Origin of the sequence: Nostoc sp., from assembly GCF_036917465.1 — a bacterium.
In the GTDB taxonomy this organism is placed as follows: domain Bacteria; phylum Cyanobacteriota; class Cyanobacteriia; order Cyanobacteriales; family Nostocaceae; genus Nostoc.
The window spans coordinates 150,917-173,833 of sequence record NZ_JBALDL010000020.1 but is presented as its reverse complement, the minus strand read 5'-3'; the positions used below and the strand labels follow the sequence as shown (position 1 = coordinate 173,833).

Annotated in this window: 21 protein-coding genes; 12 read left to right on the top strand and 9 right to left on the bottom strand. The window is 41.8% G+C overall.

The annotated features are described in order from the left end of the window. Positions 1–51: 51 nt before the first annotated feature. Complete coding sequence (locus V7K38_RS04595) at positions 52–627, top strand: Uma2 family endonuclease (RefSeq protein ID WP_334855801.1); 576 nt, start codon at positions 52–54, stop codon at positions 625–627. Between the two features lie 28 nt (positions 628–655). On the opposite strand, the gene V7K38_RS04590 is transcribed toward V7K38_RS04595, so the two are convergent. Continuing rightward, positions 656–1,312 (bottom strand): TetR/AcrR family transcriptional regulator, encoded by a 657-nt coding sequence (locus tag V7K38_RS04590; protein WP_334855799.1) that lies wholly within the window; start codon positions 1,310–1,312, stop codon positions 656–658. Between the two features lie 319 nt (positions 1,313–1,631). Between V7K38_RS04590 and V7K38_RS04585 the strand changes: the two genes are divergently transcribed. Continuing rightward, positions 1,632–2,585: a Rieske (2Fe-2S) protein gene (locus V7K38_RS04585; protein ID WP_334855797.1), complete on the top strand. Its 954-nt coding sequence runs from the start codon at positions 1,632–1,634 to the stop codon at positions 2,583–2,585. A 90-nt stretch (positions 2,586–2,675) separates the two neighbouring features. Here the strand turns inward: V7K38_RS04585 and V7K38_RS04580 are convergent, their stop codons facing one another. Then, positions 2,676–4,865 carry a PAS domain S-box protein gene (locus tag V7K38_RS04580; protein ID WP_334855796.1) on the bottom strand — a complete coding sequence of 730 codons (2,190 nt, stop codon included), beginning with the start codon at positions 4,863–4,865 and terminating at the stop codon, positions 2,676–2,678. A gap of 348 nt (positions 4,866–5,213) precedes the next feature. Here V7K38_RS04580 and V7K38_RS04575 point away from each other — a divergent pair, with 348 nt between their 5' ends. The 6 genes from V7K38_RS04575 to V7K38_RS04550 all read left to right on the top strand — a co-directional run bounded on the left by V7K38_RS04575 (position 5,214) and on the right by V7K38_RS04550 (position 10,910). Next, complete coding sequence (locus tag V7K38_RS04575; protein ID WP_334855794.1) at positions 5,214–6,557, top strand: adenylosuccinate synthase; 1,344 nt, start codon at positions 5,214–5,216, stop codon at positions 6,555–6,557. Positions 6,558–6,626: 69 nt separating this feature from the next. Further along, positions 6,627–7,232, top strand: a complete 606-nt coding sequence (locus V7K38_RS04570) for a 50S ribosomal protein L25/general stress protein Ctc (RefSeq protein ID WP_334855793.1) — start codon at positions 6,627–6,629, stop codon at positions 7,230–7,232. Between the two features lie 101 nt (positions 7,233–7,333). Then, positions 7,334–8,857 (top strand): bifunctional aminoglycoside phosphotransferase/ATP-binding protein, encoded by a 1,524-nt coding sequence (locus V7K38_RS04565; protein ID WP_334855792.1) that lies wholly within the window; start codon positions 7,334–7,336, stop codon positions 8,855–8,857. Between the two features lie 178 nt (positions 8,858–9,035). Next, positions 9,036–9,542, top strand: a complete 507-nt coding sequence (locus V7K38_RS04560) for a hypothetical protein (protein ID WP_334855791.1) — start codon at positions 9,036–9,038, stop codon at positions 9,540–9,542. 139 nt (positions 9,543–9,681) lie between these two features. Beyond that, positions 9,682–10,473, top strand: coding sequence for a YdcF family protein (locus V7K38_RS04555; RefSeq protein WP_334855789.1), 792 nt, complete (start codon positions 9,682–9,684; stop codon positions 10,471–10,473). A 215-nt stretch (positions 10,474–10,688) separates the two neighbouring features. Further along, positions 10,689–10,910: a hypothetical protein gene (locus V7K38_RS04550; protein WP_334855788.1), complete on the top strand. Its 222-nt coding sequence runs from the start codon at positions 10,689–10,691 to the stop codon at positions 10,908–10,910. A 5-nt stretch (positions 10,911–10,915) separates the two neighbouring features. Here the strand turns inward: V7K38_RS04550 and V7K38_RS04545 are convergent, their stop codons facing one another. Then, positions 10,916–11,137 carry a ferredoxin-thioredoxin reductase variable chain gene (locus tag V7K38_RS04545; RefSeq protein WP_334855863.1) on the bottom strand — a complete coding sequence of 74 codons (222 nt, stop codon included), beginning with the start codon at positions 11,135–11,137 and terminating at the stop codon, positions 10,916–10,918. A gap of 622 nt (positions 11,138–11,759) precedes the next feature. Here V7K38_RS04545 and V7K38_RS04540 point away from each other — a divergent pair. Beyond that, the gene (locus V7K38_RS04540) at positions 11,760–12,503 is read left to right on the top strand and encodes a M50 family metallopeptidase (RefSeq protein WP_334855786.1); all 744 of its coding nucleotides are present in this window, start codon (positions 11,760–11,762) and stop codon (positions 12,501–12,503) included. A 298-nt stretch (positions 12,504–12,801) separates the two neighbouring features. On the opposite strand, the gene V7K38_RS04535 is transcribed toward V7K38_RS04540, so the two are convergent. Further along, positions 12,802–13,806, bottom strand: a complete 1,005-nt coding sequence (locus tag V7K38_RS04535; RefSeq protein ID WP_334855784.1) for a 2-hydroxyacid dehydrogenase — start codon at positions 13,804–13,806, stop codon at positions 12,802–12,804. Between the two features lie 191 nt (positions 13,807–13,997). Beyond that, positions 13,998–15,020, bottom strand: coding sequence for a serine hydrolase (locus tag V7K38_RS04530; RefSeq protein ID WP_334855782.1), 1,023 nt, complete (start codon positions 15,018–15,020; stop codon positions 13,998–14,000). Between the two features lie 483 nt (positions 15,021–15,503). Between V7K38_RS04530 and V7K38_RS04525 the strand changes: the two genes are divergently transcribed. Then, complete coding sequence (locus V7K38_RS04525; RefSeq protein ID WP_334855780.1) at positions 15,504–16,373, top strand: sulfurtransferase; 870 nt, start codon at positions 15,504–15,506, stop codon at positions 16,371–16,373. A 122-nt stretch (positions 16,374–16,495) separates the two neighbouring features. Here the strand turns inward: V7K38_RS04525 and V7K38_RS04520 are convergent, their stop codons facing one another. Continuing rightward, on the bottom strand, positions 16,496–17,044 hold the full coding sequence (locus V7K38_RS04520; RefSeq protein ID WP_334855779.1) for an NUDIX hydrolase: 549 nt from the start codon (positions 17,042–17,044) through the stop codon (positions 16,496–16,498). A gap of 68 nt (positions 17,045–17,112) precedes the next feature. Beyond that, positions 17,113–17,628 (bottom strand): 2-amino-4-hydroxy-6-hydroxymethyldihydropteridine diphosphokinase, encoded by a 516-nt coding sequence (gene folK, locus V7K38_RS04515; protein ID WP_334855778.1) that lies wholly within the window; start codon positions 17,626–17,628, stop codon positions 17,113–17,115. A gap of 411 nt (positions 17,629–18,039) precedes the next feature. Here folK and V7K38_RS04510 point away from each other — a divergent pair, with 411 nt between their 5' ends. Further along, positions 18,040–20,268 carry a transglycosylase domain-containing protein gene (locus tag V7K38_RS04510; RefSeq protein WP_334855777.1) on the top strand — a complete coding sequence of 743 codons (2,229 nt, stop codon included), beginning with the start codon at positions 18,040–18,042 and terminating at the stop codon, positions 20,266–20,268. Between the two features lie 371 nt (positions 20,269–20,639). Further along, positions 20,640–20,867, top strand: coding sequence for a photosystem II assembly protein Psb35 (psb35, locus tag V7K38_RS04505; protein WP_322720528.1), 228 nt, complete (start codon positions 20,640–20,642; stop codon positions 20,865–20,867). A gap of 40 nt (positions 20,868–20,907) precedes the next feature. On the opposite strand, the gene V7K38_RS04500 is transcribed toward psb35, so the two are convergent. Together V7K38_RS04500 and V7K38_RS04495 are read right to left on the bottom strand one after the other, a co-directional pair. Continuing rightward, positions 20,908–21,330 carry a tellurite resistance TerB family protein gene (locus V7K38_RS04500; protein ID WP_334855776.1) on the bottom strand — a complete coding sequence of 141 codons (423 nt, stop codon included), beginning with the start codon at positions 21,328–21,330 and terminating at the stop codon, positions 20,908–20,910. Between the two features lie 57 nt (positions 21,331–21,387). After that, positions 21,388–22,788 (bottom strand): 16S rRNA (cytosine(967)-C(5))-methyltransferase, encoded by a 1,401-nt coding sequence (locus V7K38_RS04495; RefSeq protein ID WP_334855774.1) that lies wholly within the window; start codon positions 22,786–22,788, stop codon positions 21,388–21,390. Positions 22,789–22,917: the final 129 nt, after the last annotated feature.

The following is a 22,917-nucleotide window of genomic DNA, read 5'->3' as shown; positions in this document are numbered from 1 at the left end:
TACTAGGTTGACCAAGTGCTACGCTACAATTAGCAACATTGAAAGGCAACTATGACTGCCCTGATTCTAAACCTTAGCCCCACCATTGAGTTAACAGATGAGCAGTTCTTTGAACTTTGTCAAAATAATCGAGATTTGCGACTTGAGCGCACGGCAGAGGGAGAATTAATTATTATGCCCCCAACTGGATGGGAAAGCGGAAATCGCAATAGTAGACTGACACAGCGTTTAGGCAATTGGGCTGACGCTGATGGCACAGGTTTGGCTTTTGACTCCTCAACGGGTTTCAAGCTCCCCAATGGTGCAAATCGTTCTCCTGATGCATCCTGGGTGAGTCGCAAGCGATTAGAAGCCCTAAATCCAGACCCTGCAAAATTCCTACCACTGGCTCCCGATTTTGCGGTAGAATTGCGCTCTGCTTCAGACAGCTTAAAGACTGTGCAACAAAAAATGCAGGAGTATATCGATAATGGTGTGCGTTTAGGCTGGCTGATTGATCCGCAAAACCAACAGGTAGAAATTTACCGCCAAGGACAGGATGTTGAGGTTTTACAATCGCCTACTAGCTTATCAGGGGAGGATGTATTGCCTGGATTTCTACTGGATTTGGCAGAGATTTTGAGTTAAGCGATCGCAGTTTCCCAATATTCATCCCCTAATTCCCAATCTGTCGCACACCAGCCAAAATAAAATTAACTGCTGCTTGAGTATGCTGCTCAATCATTTCTGGACTCAGCAGTTGCAAATCAGGTCTAGTATGCTTGATATTTTCGTAAGCATTGAAGTACATATTACAAACCCCAATAATATGCAGAGTGGTAAGAAATGGATCAATTTGACGGAAACAACCTTCCGCCATCCCCCGCTCTAAAATCTTGATGAGATAGCTAAAATTTTCTTGCCAATTCGCCTGCTTGAAATACTTTCCCTGATTTTGGTTTGCTTCTTGAAACCAAAGCATTCCCCGGTGTGGATGAGCAGCTTCGTAAGCGATCGCTTCTTTAACAAGTAGCTTCAACGCCTCCTCTGGTGGGAACTCATCCAGATTTAGCTGCCCCAACCCTTCGTGCATCTCCACCGCCGGACGTTGCAAAACAGCTTGATATAGTCCTTCCTTGCTCTGGAAGTAGTAGTAAATCATCGCTGTGGTGACACCTGCACCTCTAGCGATCGCTTCTGTCCGCGCCCCACTGAGTCCATTTCTGGCAAACTCCGCTTCCGCCGCATCGAGAATCTGCTTTTTCGTCGCTTCTGCATCGCGCACCTGACGCGGCTTTCCAGATGAGAATTTTGACTCCGTTGAACGACCCACTTTTCTCCACGATCATAACCAAAATATATTAACTAAAAAATTGCTTAGTAGTTGACATAGAAGATGAAATTTATTACATTAATATCTATTAACTAAACAATTAGTTAATTATCTAACTCATCTATGTAGTAGCCAAAGTTAGCCGAGTCAATGCTCGGTACTGTCAGTTCGTCCATTGCAGATAAGACTTTAATCATCTCAATTCACATTCCGACAGGTGACATCAACTTGTCTACAACTTTTAAGTTTCAAAATTTCGTTACCTTTTACTAACACATCTAGCAATTTTTAAATCAATTATCAATATTTTGGAGGAAAAATGGAACCAGTTTTACCTGGTGCGCCTTGGTTAATCGCGCACAAATCTACATTAGGAGTGAATAAACCTAATAAACTTACTTTAAATGGACAGGATTATGTTATTTGGCAAAATCACAAAGGTGAAGTTTTTGCCCTTGATAACATCTGCCCACACATGCAAGCCCCCTTATCAGATGGCTGGGTTTGTCAAGAGAGAAATACTATTACTTGCCCTTTTCATGCACTAGAATTTGATGGAGAAGGCAGACTACAGCAATCAGAAAACAAGGAAAATCAACCTATTACCAAACCATTAAAGCTAATTATTAGTAATAATTGTATCTGGACTTATGCTGGATTTGAGCCAAGATTACCCATCCCAGATTTGCATCAAAAAATTGTTGATGAATACGAGTTTCTTGGAGTAACAGGGGATAAAAGTATTCAGGGTGACTTTTTGAGTAACCTGATGGTTAACTATGACTACAACCATCAAAATGGGACTCATAAAGAACTATTTAAAATTAAATATTGTCATGTTACTTCTTTTGAAGAAAAAGGATATTATACCACAATTAAACAAGATTTAAGGAGAGATGATAATACACTAGCAGAAATTATCAAAAACCCAATTTTAGGCATTTTTCCAAAAAATCTCAATAACACACTCGAATACGCTTTTCCTTCAACTACTGGTTTTTTTGCTAAAACGCCCATTGGTGATATTGCTCAAATTCATATTCTCTATCCTGAAACAGAAAAAATCACCAAGACGTTTATTTTGATGTATGCCAAAGTTGTCAATCCTTTGATGAAGTTTCTGTTTAAAAATTCAGTTTTACAAGCAGCAGCGACTGTTATTGAACAGGATACAGGTGCAGTTGAAAGTTTGTATCCTCGGAAAAAATCAAAGATTAGATTACCAAATGAAGAGATTATGTTCTACGCAGAAAAACTTTACCGCGATTGGTAATTTGGATTTATAAAGAATTTCCAACGTCAGCAGAAAGTTTTGGTTAATAGGATTTTTTCTAGTCTGTAATACTTTCACCATCAAAATAAATTAGCCATCTCCTATAACTAATTGCAGTTCTGGACACAGCGAATGTGTGTCTCTGAATGTTGAGGCAGGCAAATAAACTGTAAATTGAGTCCCTCTGCCTACCTGACTGTAAACATTGACAAAACCACCGTGATTCTTAACAATACCCAACGCAGTGGAAAGTCCTAAACCTGTACCTTTGCCTACCTCTTTGGTGGTAAAAAATGGTTCAAAAATCCGTTGCTGGACTTCCGGCGACATCCCCATACCAGTATCTGTCACCACGATCGCAATATAAGAACCCACTTTAGCGTCAATATTGATCTGTGCAGAATGTTCGCCAATCACCAGATTTTCTGCCACAATCCTCAATATACCGCCATTGGGCATGGCATCACGGGCGTTAACTACTAAATTTATCAGCACCTGATGTATTTGAGTTATGTCTCCACGGATGTACCAGAGATTTTTGGGGATATCTGCCTGACAAATAATAGATTTGGGGAAGGTTTGAGCGATAATTTGCTCAATTTCTGCCATCAAAGGCGGAATTTGGATAATTGTCCGTTTGCCTTCAATCCCCCGTGCAAAAGACAACACTTGCTTGAGCAAATTAGCACCGCGTTTAACATTATTTTCTAAAGTTTGCAGTATTTGCTGACTCTGCGAATCGGGCAATTTCTTCTGCAAGAGTTGAACTGACATTAAAATTGGGGATAGTATATTGTTGAGATCGTGGACGATACCGCCAGCTAGTGTGCCGATACTCTCCAAACGTTGCGATCGCAGAAGTTGAGCTTCCAGTTGTTTCTGCTGCGTAATCTCGGTGTTCACACTCAAAATGGACTTAGTTTGTCCATTATCATCTCGGATCAGTATCCACCGACTTTCAACGATAATTACCTTACCTTCCTTTGTCAGTTGATGCAACTCACCCCGCCACTCACCTGTATTCATCACCTTCAAGTAAGCATCATCTAGCTGTGGTGAAATATCTTTATACAAAAGTTGCAAAACATTCTTACCTACAACTTCCTCAGCCTTCCAGCCATACAGACGTTCAGCACCTTGATTCCAAAACAAGATTTGGTTGTGGATATTTCGTACTAAAATCCCCTCAGTTGATACATCCAGCAGCAACCCTTGTTCGCGGATTTTCTGTTCTGCCTGTTTTTGCTGGGTTATATCCCGCATCAGTGCCAAATGAATAAACGTACCATCAGATTCGTTATGCAGTGGTACAGCATGAGTTTCCATGTAGCGACGAGTACCTTTAAATCCCACAATTTCAAACTCCAAAGTCCCCTTGTTACCTTGGCAGATACTTTTATGGAAGTTGGCAAAAGCTGCTCTATACTCTGGCACAATTACGGCATCAATTGGTTTACCAATCAATACATCAGCACTTTCCACTTCCATTATTGCCAATCCTTCGGCATTAATTTCTAAAAGGGTGCCATCCCTAGCAATTAACTTGATGCATTCTGGTTCTGCATCTATCATGGCTCGTAAACGGGTTTCACTTTGGCGTAAGGCCAGTTCCGTCTGCTGAAGTTGTCCGATATAATGCCACAACAAATCATACAGCAGCGCCACTAATACCAAATCCACAATACCAGCGATAAAAAATGTAACTATCGCTTTTTGGGAACTTGCTTGCACCTGCTGTAATAAATTTTGTTCTACCTCTAAAGAATCGTGAATAAGCTGTTGGATTTCTTTGCTACTTGGGTTGTCCTTATCAGATAAGATTCGCTGCCGAACTGCCTCAAATCCCTGGTTTTGTCTGAGGGAAATCTCTTGTTGCAGAATACTGAGCCTACTGGTAATTTTCGGCTCCAGCAAATAAATCCATTGTTGTTTTTGATGGTTATTAGCAGTTAACTTACTGAGAATCTGAATATTGCGCTTAGTTTGTCGATAAGCTGCAAGATAAGTTTTGAGATCGTCAGCATCTGCTGTAATTAGATAATTACGTTGTGCTGTTTCAGTATCTTTGAGCTTATATTGGATACTTTCAACTTGGGTAATGACTTCATAAGAGGATGTCACCCATTGCTGATTGTGAATCAGCTTAACAGTGTTGCTATAAGACACTACAGCATTAGTAAATACAACTGCCAATACTAGGAAGAATATTACTTTTAGCTTTTGCACTCTATACCATTTTTTGATCATGCGATCGCCCCTTCTGCCGCAGATTACCTCCATCAGTTACAATTAAATATTAAAAACAAATACTGAGAATATTTTAAGGATTTTGATAACACAGGTAATAAAATACAATCTGTTCTAGCTGTAAATATCTGGATTGTTTGGGATGATAATTTATACATAATAGTCATAAATAAATCCGCTAGTTTTTAATATAAATTCATTTTTAGCAGTAATCTGGTCAGTGCAGTTTGGATCAAATAAGTTACCTATCCATAATATTTATTTCACCCTACTTTCTTTCCTTAACCAAGCAATATGGTTATTTGATGAATAGCTTGACATGATTCAAACAATATGTTAATAATTATAGTTTGTGGAAACTTTACTTCTTAATATAAGCTCTTGGCTAACGTCATTGTCATAGGTGCCCAATGGGGCGATGAAGGAAAAGGTAAAATAACTGACTTACTCAGTCGCTCCGCAGATGTTGTGGTTCGTTACCAAGGGGGTGTCAATGCTGGACACACGATTGTAGTTAAAGGTCAGACCTTTAAACTGCACTTGATTCCCTCTGGTATTTTGTACCCAAATACTGATTGCATTATCGGCTGTGGAACAGTCATCGATCCACAGATTTTGATCGCAGAAATCGACCAACTAAAAGAATTAAATATTTCCACTGACCACCTGCTGATATCTGAGACAGCCCACGTAACAATGCCTTATCATCGGTTGATTGACCAGGCATCTGAAGAACGACGGGGAAGCTATAAGATCGGCACAACAGGTCGGGGCATTGGGCCGACTTATGCTGACAAATCTGAACGTACAGGGATTCGGGTTTTAGACTTGATGAACCCGGATGAGCTACGTGAGCAGTTAGAGTGGACGATTAATTATAAAAACGTCATTTTAGAAAAGCTTTACAACTTGCCGCCTCTAGATGCCCAAGAGGTGATTGAACAGTATTTGGGGTATGCAGAACGCTTGCGACCTCACGTTGTTGATACATCGTTAAAAATATCCGATGCGATTCAGCGACGGCGCAATATCTTGTTTGAAGGCGCACAAGGTACGCTCCTCGATTTAGATCATGGAACTTATCCTTATGTCACCTCCTCTAACCCTGTGGCGGGTGGGGCTTGCGTTGGTACAGGCGTAGGGCCGACAACGATTGACCGGGTAATTGGCGTGTCGAAAGCCTACACAACGCGGGTGGGAGAGGGGCCATTTCCCACGGAATTGGATGGAGAGTTGGGTGAATTGTTGTGCGATCGCGGTGCCGAATTTGGCACAACCACCGGCCGCAAACGCCGTTGCGGCTGGTTTGATGCGGTCATTGGTCGCTATGCCGTGCGGATTAACGGCATGGATTGCATGGCGCTCACCAAACTGGATGTCCTCGATGAATTAGAGGAAATTAAAGTTTGCGTAGCTTATGACATAGATGGTCAACGCAGCGAACACTTCCCCACCAGTTCTCGTCAATTTGCTAGATGTCGCCCCATCTACAAAACCTTACCAGGCTGGAAAGTGTCAACAACTGACTGCCGCACCCTGGAAGACTTGCCACAGCAAGCACTGGACTATCTAAAATTCCTTGCCGAATTAATGGAAGTCCCGATCGCGATCGTCTCACTAGGAGCAAGCCGCGATCAAACAATAATCGTAGAAGACCCCATCCACGGGCCAAAACGCGCTTTATTGCAGGCCGATGGCACACCTGCTACCTTGCTAAGTGCGTGAATTAGTCATTGGTCATTAGCAAATGACAACTGACAAATGACAAATAACAACTGACAAAGGACAACTTCTATGGCTATTACAGTCGAATCTCAAAAACGTCCAGAAGGCAGCAAGCCAAGAGCTTTGCGCCGTTCTGGATTGATACCTGGAAATTTGTACGGTCACAAGGGTACAGAGTCAATTTCTTTGACTATTGATGCTAAAACCGTTGAGCGCTTGCTCAAAAGGGTTTCAGTTAATAACACATTGATTGAATTAAACATTGCTGATGCACCTTGGCGCGGCAAAACTCTACTGCGGGAACTTCAGATCCATCCAGCAAAAGGTACACCCTACCACCTCAGCTTTTTCGCGGTTGCTGGTCACGGCGACACCACTGTAGAAGTGCGGCTGCGTTTTGTGGGAACTGCTATTGGTGTTAAACAAGAGGGTGGTGTGTTAGACACCGTAATCACCGAATTGCAAGTAAGTTGTGCGCCAGAAAACATCCCAGATGTAATTGAAATCGATGTCACTAACTTGCAAATTGGAGACAGTTTGAGTATTAGTGATATAGCCTTTCCTGAAGGTGTAACACCTCTAGCTGAATCAGAGCGACTTGTTGTTAGCGTTTTGCCACCACAAATTAGTGCTGAAGATGCTGGGATAGAAACTGAAACTGAGGCAGCTTCTTAAGCTAGTTAAACTGTGTAATAATTTTTGATGACACCAGGGGGGAACTCCTGGTTTTTTTTGTTATTTGAACCGCAGAGGCGCAGAGAGCGCAGAGGACAGACATGACAGAAGCGACTCTTCCAGCTTTAATTCAGCAAATGTTGCAGCCTGGATTTTATCCCCATGCGGTAACAGAACCCATTGAACTAATTCAAACTCACATTTCTTATGTGCTGCTGACTGGGGATTACGCTTATAAGCTGAAAAAACCGATGAATTTTGGTTTTTTGGACTTTTCCACCTTAGAGAAGCGGCAGCATTTTTGTCAGGAAGAGTTGCGGTTAAATCAGAGGGGTGCTGGTGAACTATATTTAGAAGTTTTGCCCATAACTCTGGTAAATGAGCAATACCAGTTAGGGGGAACTACCGAAGCTGTAGAATACGTACTGAAAATGCGGCAATTTCCTCAAGAGTCGCTATTGAGTACATTTTTTGAACAGGGTAAGTTAAATGAGACACTCCTAGATGAGTTGGGACGGGTAGTGGCTCAATATCATGCCGAAGCACAGACGAATGATTATATTCGTAGTTTTGGTGAAGTTCCAAAAGTCCGGGCTGCATTTGATGAAAATTATCAGCAAACTGAGAATTATATTGGTGGCCCCCAGACTCAGAAACAATTTACAGAAACAAAGCAATATACAGATAACTTTTTTGCCGAACGTCCAGAATTATTTGCTAGCAGAATTCACAACGATTATATTCGTGAATGTCACGGGGATTTACACCTGAGAAATATTGCCCTGTGGCAGGACAAAATTTTGCTGTTTGATTGCATTGAGTTTAACGAGCCGTTTCGCTTTGTCGATGTGATGTACGATGTGGCATTCACGGTGATGGATTTGGAAGCACGGCAGCGCCAAGACTTAGCTAATGCGTTTTTGAATGCCTACATAGAGCAAACTGGAGACTGGGAAGGCTTACAGGTGCTACCTTTATATTTAAGTCGTCAGGCTTATGTTAGGGCGAAGGTGACATCGTTTTTGCTAGGCGATCCCAGTGTACCCGCGACGGTAAAAGAAGAGGCAACAAAAACCGCCAGTGAGTATTACAAACAGGCTTGGGAGTATACTAAACCAAAGGTTGGAGAGCTAATTTTGATGTCGGGGTTGTCGGGTTCTGGTAAAAGTACCACAGCAAGGCATTTAGCTCGTCAACAGGGAGCGATTCATCTACGTTCTGATGCGGTGCGGAAACATTTAGGGGGAATTCCCCTGTGGGAAAAAGGTGGCGATGATTTGTATACACGTGAGATGACTGAGAAAACTTACACACGGCTGTTGGAATTGGGTATTATCCTGGCTAAACAAGGATTTTCAGTGATTTTGGATGCCAAGTATGATAAACAGCAGTTGCGGCAAGAAGCGATCGCTCAAGCTACAAAGCATGAAATTCCCCTTCAGATTATCCAATGCACAGCACCGTTAGAAGTTATAAAAGAGCGTCTGAACAACCGCACTGGTGATATCGCTGATGCCACCGCCGATTTATTAGCCTCACAAGTCAAACAAGCTGAACCTTTCACTGAAGAGGAACAAGTCTACGTAAAGATTTTGGATACAACTCAAGTAATTCGTAATTCGTAATTGAATCGAAAATTACGAACTACGAATTAGTATGTAGTAGTCTGTCAAGTTTAAATTGATGGGTAAGAAAGTTGGTAGTAAGGACTTCAGTCCTTATTTTATAAGCACGCTTTGTGCTGACTACAGAACTTTTCATTACTAGCTTGACAGACTAGTAGTTAATAGCCTTTTTTACTATATGGCAGACAAAAAGAACGACTTTTTCAGTATTTCTCCCAGCTTCTTTTCTCAGTTGTTATTTGGGGCATTTTTAACATTTATATTAATAATGACCGGCTCCGCACCAGCCCTGAGCATCTTCTTAGGAATCATGGGCGGTTTCATCTTAAGCTGGATCGCTAATGTAACTGATAATAGCCCCCAAGCACCAAATGTAGCCTCCTCTGATGGGGTTGATGCCGGACTTAAATACTGGTTATTTTTTATGCTTGGCTTTGTGTATTTGGGGTATCCACCACCCATGAGTATCTTGCTAGGTGGAATAGGCGGTTTAGCTGGAGGCTGGATTACTGCTTGGTGGGGAAGTAAAGAAGAAACTAGAACTCAGTTGCAAGTTGAAGAATCAGAAGAGGGCGAAGTTGAACCAACGAATGACAGGATCAACAAACGGCAAACAAGAAGAACCGCCCGCCGTTACCGTCGCGCTCCTGGAAGTAGTTTCAATTTCAGGTTTTGGGAAAGGTAGTAATTTGGGCATTGGGCATTGGGAATTGGGCATTGGGCATTAGTCAATAATCAATAATTAATAGTTATCTTTCCCCTGCTTCTTTCTCAGTTACCATGCCCCATTCCCCATTCCCCACTCACAATTCCCCATTCCCAATATGTTTTTATATCTATCCAAATTACTGCCACTATTTTTTTATCCACTAGGATTAGCCTGTGTCAGTTTGGTAGTAGCATTAGTAACGTTGTGGAAACGACCGCGTACTGCGGCGATCGCAATTGCTTTTGCCCTAACTTTATTGCTATTTTGTAGTAATGCTTGGATCGCTAAATCGTTAGTGCGATCGCTAGAATGGCAAAATCTTCCACTCGCCCAAATACCAAATGCAGAAGCAATTGTGGTTTTAGGTGGCGCAACTAAATCAGCTTTTTTTCCTAGACCTACCGTTGATTTGAGTGAATCAGGCGATCGCGTAATTTATGCCGCCCAACTATATCGCCAAAAAAAAGCACCTATAATCATTCTTAGCGGAGGGCGCATTGATTGGCGTGGTAGCGGTTCACCAGAATCGGCAGATATGGCAACAATACTTACATCTATTGGTATTCCATCTGACGCGATTGTTCAGGAACCTGAATCTCTCAATACTTATCAAAATGCTGTCAATGTCCGAAAAATTTTAGAATCTCGTAACATTAAGCAGGTATTATTAATTACTTCGGCAATGCACATGCCGCGATCGCTTAACATTTTCCAGCGTCAAGGAATTAATGTCATTCCTACACCCACTGACTTTTTAGTTACTCAGGGTGACTTGCAAGAACTTGGTTCCACTCCCAAAGCCGCTATACTGAATTTATTACCTGATACCGATAACTTGCACCAATTTACCACTGCTTTAAAAGAGTACATTGGTTCTTTAGTTTATCGCTTACGCGGTTGGCTTTAATAAAGTTATGAGTTATGGCAAGGGACTGGGGACTGGGGACTGGGGACTGGGGACTGGGTGAAAAGTCTTTTTATGTCTAAGTTTCATCATCTGTTGATGTCCTAACCACCTTGGCTGTTGCTATATTAATTGTAATAATTACCTGATTTTAAACTTTAAACTTCTAATTATTAATGACAAATGACGAATGACAAATGACTAACTAAATTAATTTTATGTCTAAAAACTTACCCTATATTATGCCATCCCCTCAACACCAAGTTGAGGAAGGTTTTGCTGCTTACCAAACAACCCACCAATTCTACCATGAAGTTCGGTCACGAGCAGAGTTTCAGCGTTATTGTGAGTGGTATTATACAACAGCAGAACAGAACCGCCAAGAACTTAAAAGAATGCGCGGCGAACTGAATATTTTTCAGTGGTTTCGCCGGCGATAAGTGATTTAGATGACTTCTAACTCATTTTCACGTAAGTGTGCTTTAAACTTTTTACTAAACTGGACTACAATCGGGAAATTAGCGCTTACGGGTCTGTCTCGCCATTGGGTGGCAATATTTACTACATCACCTTCTGTACCTTTGATGTCAAAAGCCTGATTCCGGTGTTCAGGATGATGATACACTACTACCGAATCTTTAACGCGGACGCGATCGCCAACTTTCATAACAACATTTACACCTAGCATTTGCTTTTCCACAAGTATCTGCTACAAAATATATGATTAAATCGCTTCAAATTTGATTTAATCAGCTATTTCTTGACGCTTCACAGGGGTGCGATAGCGCATTTAACCCTCTGCGTCCAGGCACGTTTTAGCTATCCGTGCATACTTTTACAAGTTTTTGCCGTGTTAATGTTTATCGCTCCTACCCTCCGTTTTACCCGAAAATCAGGGAAAAGAAACAAAACGAAGCGATATCAGATGTGCTAGTACTTTGGCAAGAGATATAACCCTATCATCTTCAGATTAACTGAAAGTTTTCGGGGCATTTTAAAACCCTTCATTTGTAAGAAGAGTTTTAATATCTGGCCAAGAGAATATTTTACACAATTCCTGGAACAACAGGTTCATGATTTTATTCAAGAGTTTACCGCCTAGCAGTTTCTCACCTTGCTTGCTGATATTGGCTTGGATTAAAAAATAAATAAATCCAAGCGCAGCAATTATTTTAGCTATTGACTATATGTAATTTAAATGCTTATAAGGTTAAGTGCATTAGGATAGATAAAATAGAATGTCAATTTTAGATTTTGAATTTTCTAGAAAATCCAAAATAGAGTGATTTATGAGGGAACCAAGCAAGAATTCTAAACCCTTACTTACCAAAGAAGCCCCGCCAGTTGTTGAACGCATGGGGCTAACCTGGCTAATTGCAGCAGCGATCGCAACTGCTTTACTATGGCAACTACCAGGAGGTGATTATATCTTATACCCATTTACAATTCTGGCAACCTGGTTCCATGAAATGGGTCACGGCTTAATGGCACTCCTATTAGGGGGAGAGTTTCAGAAATTACAGATTTCTAGCAATGGTTCCGGTGTCGCAACTTATGGCATCCAGTCGTCATTGGGGCCAATTGGCCCGGCAATAATCGCAGCAGCAGGCCCAATGGGGCCACCTCTTGCTGGTGCAGCATTGATTTTGGCTTCCCGCAGTTTTACAGCAGCTTCTCTAAGTTTAAAAATTTTAGGAAGTTTTCTGCTATTTTCTACATTAATTTGGATACGTTCCTGGTTTGGATTGATAGCAATACCCTTACTAGGTTTAATAATCTTGGGTATCGCCCTGAAAGCCCCTCGTTGGGCGCAAGGATTTGCTATTCAATTCTTGGGTGTACAAGCTTGTGTGAGTACCTACCATCAGCTTGATTATCTATTTAGTAGCTCTGCTGGCCCCCTTGGACTCTCTGATACAGCGCAAATGCAGCGATATTTGCTTTTACCTTACTGGTTTTGGGGCGGGTTGATGGCGATCGCATCTCTGGTGATTTTAGTCCAAAGTCTGCGCGTTGCCTATCGTTCAGAATGAAAATACAGATGAGCGATCGCTCTCTTGCAGTCACGAATTCAACCCTCAGTACCTTGATTGCTGAATTAAGTACAGAGTGCCTGAAAGTATAAGCCTTCGTTAACCAGTTACAGTTACCTAGTTTAACTGCTAACCAACAAGCTGAAATTCTCGCAGAACTTCTAGCTGCTGCTGTTCATCTGCATAATCATTGTAATCAAGATTTCAGATGCTAATTGTTGAGAAAATGGAGAATTTGCCTGATGATCGGGATTGACTGTGATTTTAGATTAAAGTATTGGCGATCGCCAATCATTACCTAAGCTGACGGTTGAGCGCGAATTTCATTAGCACAAGGACGACCATTTTCAACATCAGCAATATTAGCAAAAGTTGTTTCTGCAATATTGTGGAGTGCTTCTGCGGTAAAAAAAGCTTGATGTCCGGTAATGAGTACATTGGGAAACGTTGTCAGACGTTGGAAAATATCATCTTGAATAATTTCGCCAGATAAATCTTCAAAAAACAATTCTGATTCTTGTTCGTAGACATCTACACCGAGATAGCCAATCTTACCAGACTTCAATCCCTCAATCACTGCTTGGGTATCAATCAGCGCTCCTCGGCTAGTATTAATTAACATCACGCCTGACTTAATCTGTTCTATAGCCTCAGAATTAATCAAGTGATGCGTTTCGGGAGTCAAGGGACAATGTAGAGAGATAATATCAGAGTTGGCAAATAGCTCAGGTAATTCTACATACTTTCCACCTAGCGCCTCTAATTCTGGATTGCGATAAACGTCATAGGCAAGTAAGTTACAACCAAAACCTTTCATAATCTGTCCTAAAATCAGACCGATTTTGCCAGTACCGACAATACCCACTGTGCGATCGTGTAAATTAAATCCCAATAGTCCATCTAGGGAAAAATTGCCTTCTCGGACACGGTTATAAGCCCGGTGAATTTTGCGATTCAAACTTAAAATCAATCCCACAGCATGTTCTGCTACTCCATAAGGTGAATAGGCAGGAACACGTACAACGGTAATTCCTAAATCTGTTGCGGCTTGTAAATCTACATTGTTAAACCCTGCACAACGAAGGACAACCAGCCGAGTTCCTCGTGAGGCGAGAAGCTCTAAAGTTGGGGCATCAACCTGATCGTGTACAAATACGCAAACCGCCGGAAATCCGGCGGCGAGGATAGCTGTATCCCGATTTAAACGGGGTTCAAAAAATACTAATTCGTGTTGTGTGGGAGAATTTGCATCTGACAAAAACTTGCGATCGTAGACTTTTGTACTGAAGACTGCTACTTTCATGCAAAACCTCAAGCTGTATGCTGCACGGTATTCGACTACATAATACCTTGGCAGTTCAAGAAGCGATGTCTATAACGGGCTATTTAAGATCCCAATTTTCAATATTGCCAGTCTTCAGGATTGATGTTTGTGTAAGCAAATCTATAACTAAAGTAAAAATTTAGAATTTATGCTTCATGCCTAACAAATAATTAAGGTAGATGACTGATTTTTGGTTGATCGAAGTAGCCATACATCACCTGAGAAACTTGACGAATAAAATCCGTTGCTCTATTGTCATTATTCGGTCTACGCACGAAAATTCCTGCTAAATAACGCTTACCTGATGGCGTTTCAATGATACCTGCATCACCTAGTACAAACCGCAGAGTACCTGTTTTATGAGCAATATTTGCACCATAACCTAAGCCTGATGGTAGCAAGCTTTTATTATGACAACGAACCATAATGCCTAAAACTTGGGATTGACTTGTATCAGAAATTAGCTGATTATTTGTAACCAAAGCTGACAATCTTACCAAGTCTCTTGCACTAGTTTTATTAGTTCCTTTAAAGTCTCCGAGCATATTGTGAATTACAGTACTTTGCAATCCCCAAGTACGAAACTTTTGATTTAATTTAGATGCACCACCTAATCGATCGATAATCATATTTGTAGCGGTGTTATCGCTAATAGTCATCATCTTAGTTGCAGTTTGCAAGAGACTAAGCTTAGTTCCCACTCGTTGATACTGCATATCTCCAGAACCACCAGCGACTTCTTTGCGTTGCATTACCAAAGTTTCATCTAGTTTGATTCTTCCTGCATCTACTTCCTGAAACAAAGCAATCAAAATCGGATACTTAATTGTGCTTGCAGCAGAAAAAGCTTTATCACCGTTAAAACTAAAATAATCCCCTGTTTGTAAGTCCATAAAAAAGATTCCGGGAGTGAGGAATCTATAGCGAGCCATTAATGCTTTAATAGGAGTTTTTAGTTCTGATATCTCGCGTCCTAGAGGAACTATACCAGTGAATCTAGAATTATGTATAGGGTTGACAGGCTCGCTCAGAGGAACCGGAGGAATAAATTTAAGTTTTGGGAGTTGTAAATTAGATTGATTTGCACTCCAGTCATTTATATTGTCAACTTGATTTGTGTTGGGATTCGCTTTTGCTGGGGATGACAGTAGAAGAATACTCGTAAGGCTTAGTAACAACCAGCGTAGTTTCATGGAGTGGTGTGAGGATAGTGTTGGATTTATTTACAGAGATTTTCCGAATAAGTTAATCAGATCCGGATTGATTGACATAGTAATTACTAAAATATTGTATGTCAAGAGAGATGAATACATAGATTCATTGGCAAGAATTATGCTAAAAAGGCACAAGGTACAATCAAATAATTATGTAATTATAAAAGTAGTAAGAATTGATAATTATAGGTTTCATTTTTCTAGCAATTATTTATACATAGCAATCGAGATCGGGAAAGCATTCCGTTGTAAGCGCCTCATCATAACTGGTTTCAGAAGAATGTGGTAGTGATGGTTATCCTATATGTGTAAATTTTAGATCCTCACCTTGATTTTAAAACAACACAGGCACAAAAGTTCCCTCGTAACATTCAACATTCACTCTTCTGTGATTTGCATTCCAAAATGCAAATCTATCGAGCGCGATAATCCCTAATAGGACGATAACAGAAGCATGAAAGCGTGAATACAAAACTCCTCATTTCTCCTCAAGAAGTCACGTCCCTGTTAGCAGAAAAGTCATCACGGGCTGTCATTATCGATACGCGAACTCCTGAAGATTATGCTATTTCTCATATTCCTACATCCATAAATATTAGAGATTTTTTCACCTATCTTTTAGAGAATTCCAACCCAGCAGGTTTAAAGGAATTACAAGAGTATTTTGCAGAAATTATGAGCAAGCTGGGAATATCGGGTGTAGAACGATTAATTGTCTATGAAGATGCCTTAAATAAAGGTTATGGTCAATCTTGTCGAGCAGCTTTTTTGCTAAAGTATTTGGGTTGCACTGAGGTATCTATTTTACAGGGAGGATATAGAGCATGGCTGACAGAAGGATTATTTACTACCGATGAAGTTCCGTTACCTGAAAGCAGCATATTTAGATTGCATCCTAATGCTGACATAATGGTGACTACCGCCGAGATGTTGCAAGCAATTACCAATCCAGCAATTATAAAATTAGATGTGCGCGATCGCAATGAATGGCTGGGACTGAGTTCTTCTCCCTACCATGCTGATTTTTGTCCTCGCAAAGGTAGAATTCCTAACTCAGTCTGGTTAGAATGGCATCGGCTGATGAATTCGGAATCGGAAATCCCCACGTTCAAATCGCCAAGTGAAATTCTCGAAATTTGTCAGTCTGTAGGTATTACTTCAGAGTCTATTGTATACATTTACTGCTTTAAGGGTTCAAGGGCTGCTAATACATTGATAGCTCTGGAAGAAGCAGGAATTTCTGCCAGAAATTATTTTGGCTCGTGGAATGAATGGTCGCGTGACTTTTCACTACCTATTGATAGTAGAGTTATGCAAGCAACAGATAGTTAGAGAACTCCAATAAATAAATTATTCAATCTTGTGGGGTGGGCAACATGAGCGCCCGGAATCTAAGGCGCTCATGTTGCCCACCCCACAATAAATAGTTGGATATTTTTTTATTTGGAAGTCCCTTAAACTAAAAATGGACGCGCCAGAAAAAAGCTAGCAATTGATTTAGCATCTACCGCTTCTCCCTCCAGAATAGCTTTCTCTAATTCTTCGGGAGTAAAAAATACGGTTTCGATATCCTCGTCTCCATCTTGTGCTGGTGGTGTCTCCAGCTTTTCTAAATCTCGCGCCAGAAAAGCATAGATAATCTCATCAGAATAACCAGGCGCTAGGAAAAATTCGCCTAATTTGTCCCATTTTTTGGCACTATAGCCAGTTTCTTCTTCGATTTCGCGCTGTATTGTCTCTAAAGGCTGTTCATTTGCTTCCAAAGTTCCTGCCGGAAATTCTAATATCCGTCCCTGAATTGCAAAACGATACTGGCGCACCAATACAAGTTTGCCTTCTGGTGTCACCGGCACAGCTAGAGCGCCACCAGGGTGACGAATACATTCCCATTCTCCCTCCGATTTATTCGGCAAACGCAAGCGATTAACTTCAAAATCAAACTTGCGTCCTTTATGAAACAAGCGTTGTTTCAGCAGTTGTGGTAATTCTCTACCTAATGGCATAGTAAAATTTGATTATCTGAGAATACAGAGGTGAAATCAGCGTTCTCCTGCTTTTAAGGATGGTAATTTTAATTGCCCATCAATAAATGCACATCAGAACAGTCTACCTCTTTCAGCAGTTCTTTAATAACACACCCGGATAGTGGTTCTATCCAATCTGCGGCAATTTCTGCCAGTGGTACTAACACAAACGCCCGATCCCGCATTCGTGGATGGGGAATCTGGAGATTTGGTGTATCCACAATAAAGTCATCAAATAATAACAAATCTAAATCTAGGGTGCGTGGCCCCCAGCGTTCTTGACGCACACGCCCAAATTGTTGTTCAATTCCTAACAGAATTTCTAATAGTTGCTGGGGTAGCATCTCTACCCGCAATGTGACGCAGCCATTTAGATAATCCGGCTGTGGTGGCCCTACAGCTTTAGTTTTGTACCAATTGGATCTGGCTTCTAAGAGAATACCTGGCGTTTGGACTAAAGTTTCGATCGCTGCTTCTAAAATTGTCTGGGAATCGCCGATATTACTACCAAGGGCAATAGCGCTGATTCTGGGCTTAATGTACGTGTAGTCCAACCCAGGCATCGTACTCTCCTGAAATAACCTGTTTTTTGGCTGTTTTTGCTGATACTTCGCTGCACTGTTCCAGCAAATGCCAATAGCTTTATATTCTGAATAATTAGCAAAATTGCAATATTTTTACAAAACTAAATTAACCAAATCTAAAAAACATTATTTTATGGTGAATATAGTTAATTATTTATGGGATATTATACTAACACAATGGTGGTGCTGTAACCCCAAAACTGATTGATGGTGGTTATATATTTACTACTTTGAGCGAGGAACTGACGTGGGGAAGCTTACCTCCTGGTTCAAGCGAAGACCAACTAATTGGAGTGACTCTGGATGAGGAGGAACAAATGAGAGCTTACCACCGGCACATCTGGCGCAGGCGAGGCAGTTACTGAGCAAATGAAAATTTTACCATCTAGGATGAAGGCCAATCGGGCAACTGGCGGTAAACCACTCTATCGTCGCTTATGGTTTTGGGCGGGCTTGGGTGTAGGTGGTGGGATAGTTGCCTTCATCTACGGCATCAGTTTAATAGACCGCACTTTGCCAAATCAGACCGAGCTAAACGCTGTGTTAAGAGAGCAAACACTGACCATTAAAGCTGCTGATGGCACCATATTACAACAACAAGGTGAAGCGACTAGAGAACAGCTAAAGTTAGAACAAATACCAGATAATTTAAAAAAAGCTTTCATCGCCTCAGAAGATAGAAGATTTAAACAACACAACGGATTTGATCCGCAGGGGATTGTTAGAGCCGGCTTGAATAATTTGCGATCGCAAGGTGTGGTAGAAGGTGGTAGCACCATCACCCAACAGCTAACGCGGATTCTGTTTTTGAAACAAGAACAGACAATTTGGCGCAAACTCAAGGAAGTCCGCCTAGCTCAAAAAATGGAGCATGAATTAACCAAAGATCAGATTCTAGAGCGTTACCTAAATCTGGTTTATTTGGGAGGTGGAGCTTATGGTGTGGCAGATGCCGCCTGGGTATACTTTAGTAAATCACCAGATCAGCTTTCTCTTGCAGAAATGGCAACGATTGCCGGATTAGCTCCTGCGCCTAGTTTATACGCCCCAGACAAGAATCCCGAAGCGGCAATCCGGCGAAGAAATCTGGTATTGCAACGGATGCAAGAGGATGGAGTTATTACACCAGAGCAAAGGCAAGCAGCCCTTCAGGAACCATTAACCCTCAAAAGCAGTTTACCTAAGCGAGTCCAAGTAGAATCACCCTACTTTACCAGCTACATTCAAAAAGAATTACCGAAATACGTTTCTGCTAAGGTGCTGGCAAGTGACGGATTAGTAGTGGAAACCACGCTGAACCCGGCTTGGCAGAAAGCCGCAGAAGAGGCGGTTGCCAAAACACTGCGAAATCAAGGACGCTGGGAGAACTTTAAACAAGCATCAATGGTTGCCATTGACCCCCGGAGCGGTGAAATTAAGGCGATGGTTGGGGGAAAAGATTTTGGTAAAAACCAGTTTAATCGAGTTACACAGGCACAACGGCAACCAGGATCGACATTTAAAGGGTTTGTATATGCCACTGCGATCGCTAGCGGCAAAAGCCCCTACGATAGCTACGAGGATGCACCCTTTGTTGTAGATGGCTACGAACCGAAAAACTATAGTGAAAAGTTCCACGGTTCAATGAGCATCCGAGATGCCCTCACCCGTTCTGTCAATATCATTGCGGTGAAGGTGTTGATTGATGTGGGATTTACGCCAACGATTAAACTTGCCCATGATATGGGAATAAAATCTGAACTTAAACCCACTTATTCTTTGGCTCTCGGTTCAAATGAAGTGAATTTACTAGAATTAACCAGCGCCTATGGCAGTTTTGCAACTCAGGGATTGCACACAGAGCCTCATGGTATTACCCGCATCCTCAACCGCCAAGGTAAGGTGATTTGGTCAGCTAATTTCAAGTCTCAACGCGCCCTTGACGCTGAAAGTTCCGCCATCATGACTTGGATGCTACGCAACGTCGTAGAAGAAGGGACTGGTGCTGCTGCTCAATTAGATAATAGACCAGTTGCTGGCAAAACCGGCACCTCCGATGAAGCCCGTGATTTGTGGTTTATTGGCTATATTCCCCAGATGGTAACAGGGGTGTGGTTAGGTAATGATAATAACCACCCCACAGACGGCAGCAGTGGCAGCGCCGCTTACACCTGGCACGAATTTATGGAAAAAGCCGTAGAGGGGATGCCTGTAGAAAAATTTCCCAAACGCCCCAAGTTAGAAGGTCGTAAAGGTACTATCAAGGCTCAGTCCATCAAGCCGAAACAAGTGCTGAATCGTTCTCTTGACTCTAATGATGATTCAGAAGGAGAAAGTGCTAGAAATTCTGAGGATAGTGGTTCATCTAAAAGACGGCGGAGGAGGAGCTATTCTCAAGAAGAACAGCAATCGAGCGATTCTACCCCAAGACGGAGAAGGCGCGAGCGCACCGAAGAATCAAGTTCCACCAACTCTTCTTCAGAATCATCTACTCCCCGACAGCGTTCTAGAAGAGTAGAATCTGATTCTTCCCCGCCTCGAAGAAGTCGGCGATCTTCCTCTCCCGACAGTAGTTCAGGTTCTTCAGGTTCTTCATCACCACAACCATCCTGGCGCGAGAGACTTAGACCTTCTAATTAATTATGAGGTATTGGGCATTGGGCATTGGGAATTAGGTAATAATCTAGAACTTACGCATTGACAGAAAACACCAAATATGGATGATAGGAAAAACCACATTGATCGTAGGGGTTTAGCATTGCTAAACCCCTACAGTGCGGGTATCAAAGAACGATTAATCAAAGTCTGAAACGACCTATTTTGGTAAATTCATCCGATGATTAATTTGTACAGTGCGTAAGTCCTATAATCAATAGTTCTTCTTCCCCTGCTCCCCCTGCCCTTTTCTATGCAATATGAAGTTGCTCAAACTAAACTAGGGGAGGATGTCAAGTGATAGGCTCATTCTATAGTGTGTCAAGTAGTGTTACTTAACATTGGAGAATATACTCATGCATATATTGATGCAGGCAGCAGATTCAGTCGCAACAGGTGGTGGGCAGTTTCCTTTTGCTTTCACTTTGGTGTATGTCGTCGGTTTTATTGCTGCTGTAACCATTGGTTCAATAGCTTGGTACAACTCTAAACGCCCCGCAGGTTGGGAAAGCAAAGAGCGTCCTGATTTTGTGCCTAAAGTTGATAAAGAAGAAACTCCGGGTCTGGGTGAACCGAAGTCATAATTTAGTCATTAGTCATTAGTCTATGGACTTTTGACTATGATTAATTTTGCACGTCAACCCAACGACGGTAAAGCTTTTGAATTTGTTTGAGAAGTTTAGCCTGAGTCGGTTGAGTTGAATCATTCGGCTTCGCTATATCCTGCAATTCCGTCAAAAGTCTAGCTTCTTCGACGGCAACTTCACCATCGCTATAAATTAAGCCACTGATCGCTTCAATCAGATTTTCACAATCTTCGAGACTGGGGCGATCGCCTAAATACTCCCGCACCCAGTCATAGCATTCTTTTGGCTGTACAGGAACTAATTCGTATAGCCAAGGTTTAATTTCTGGGTCGTTAGCTAAACCTTTTGCTTGAGCTATTTCGCGGAGATATTGCCGTTCTTCCGGCTGGATTATGCCATCAATCCATGCGGCTCCAATCAGGATTTTAACTAAGTTTTTGACATTGGAAGGGCTAACCATTGCTGCCTCCTCTGGTAGATTAAGACCTCCACCAAATAGTACAATCCCAAACAGTATTCATTCGGAATTATTGGTTTTTCTTAAGCGAACCATAAAAAAGCCATCCATGTCCTGTCTATGAGGCCAGACTTTAAACCAACCTTGAGGGGTGCTATATGCAGAAACAGGCAACTCAACGCCTCTTGGAGACTCAATTTGCCAATCAGGTGACTTAGCTAAAAATGCCGAAATAACTTCTTCGTTTTCTGCTGGATGCAATGTACAAGTGGCATAAACTAGTACACCCCCAGCTTTGACAAAACTTGATGTATGTGTTAACAATTCTTCTTGCAGCACCGAAAGTTCCCGGACAGATTCTGGTGTCTGTCGCCAACGCGCATCAGCATGACGGTGCATGGTTCCTAACCCAGAACATGGAGCATCTAATAATACCCGGTCTGCGGTGTTTTGAAATTGGTTGAAATGACGGCTGTCGCCAGTGTAAATTTGAATAGATTGTAAATTTAAGCGTTGAGAATTTTCTTGGAGTTTACGAAGACGAGAAGAAGTGCGATCGCAAGCCCAAATTTTCCCCTTATCTGCCATTAACTCAGCAATATGGGTTGTTTTACCCCCTGGTGCAGCACAGACATCAATTACCACCTCACCTGGTTGGGGGTCGAGCAAATGACTTACCAATTGAGCGCTACTATCTTGTACAGTCCACCAACCTTCTTTAAAACCAGGTAGTTTTTGAATTGACCCAGTATTACCAATAAATCGTAAAGCTTGGGGTAAATGAGGAATCCGTCTCACTAAAATACCAATAGATTGCAAAGCCGCCTCAACTTCTTCGATGGAAGTGCGAAGTGGGTTGATACGTAAATCAATTGTTGGTGACTGGTTCATCCATTCACACAGTTGTTCTGTCTCAGATAAACCCAATTGTTCTAACCAAACTTGAATAATCCAGTCAGGAAAGCTGTGTAAAATACCCAAGCGTTCCACTGGGTTTTCTGGAAGTTGTAACGGATCTCTATGGAGGGATGAGGAAGATGAGGGAGTGTTTTCTTCTCCTACTCCCTCATCCCCCCCTACTCTTCTAAGATACTGGCGTAATAGACCGTTAACAAAACCCGTGAGTCCCGCAAAACCATTTTCTTTAGCGAGTTGGACAGTAGTATTAACAGCAGCTGAAGCCGGAATACGTTCTTGATAGCGCAGCTGGTAAAAACCCAAATGCAAGATGCTACGAAGGTCTGGGGGTTGTTGGTGAGATTTCTTTTTAGCGAGTTGATCGATGAGACTATCAAGAGTGCGCTGCCTTCTGACGCTCCCATAAACCAATTCTGTCACCAAACGGCGATCGTTATCAGGCAAATTAACTTTTTGCAGCACTCTATCTAGGGCAAAATCAGCATAAGCCCCCTTATGAACATCTCGCAGGGCGATAAAAGCTAGTTGACGGGGGTTTGTCATGGAAACATGAATCAGGAGTCACGAAGCTTTTGTATTCTAACTCCCCATTAATTAGTAATTCGTAATTCGTAATTTTTGGGTTGAATCACCTTTGTTTAGTCTAAATTCCTGTTTGGAATTGTCTTTAAT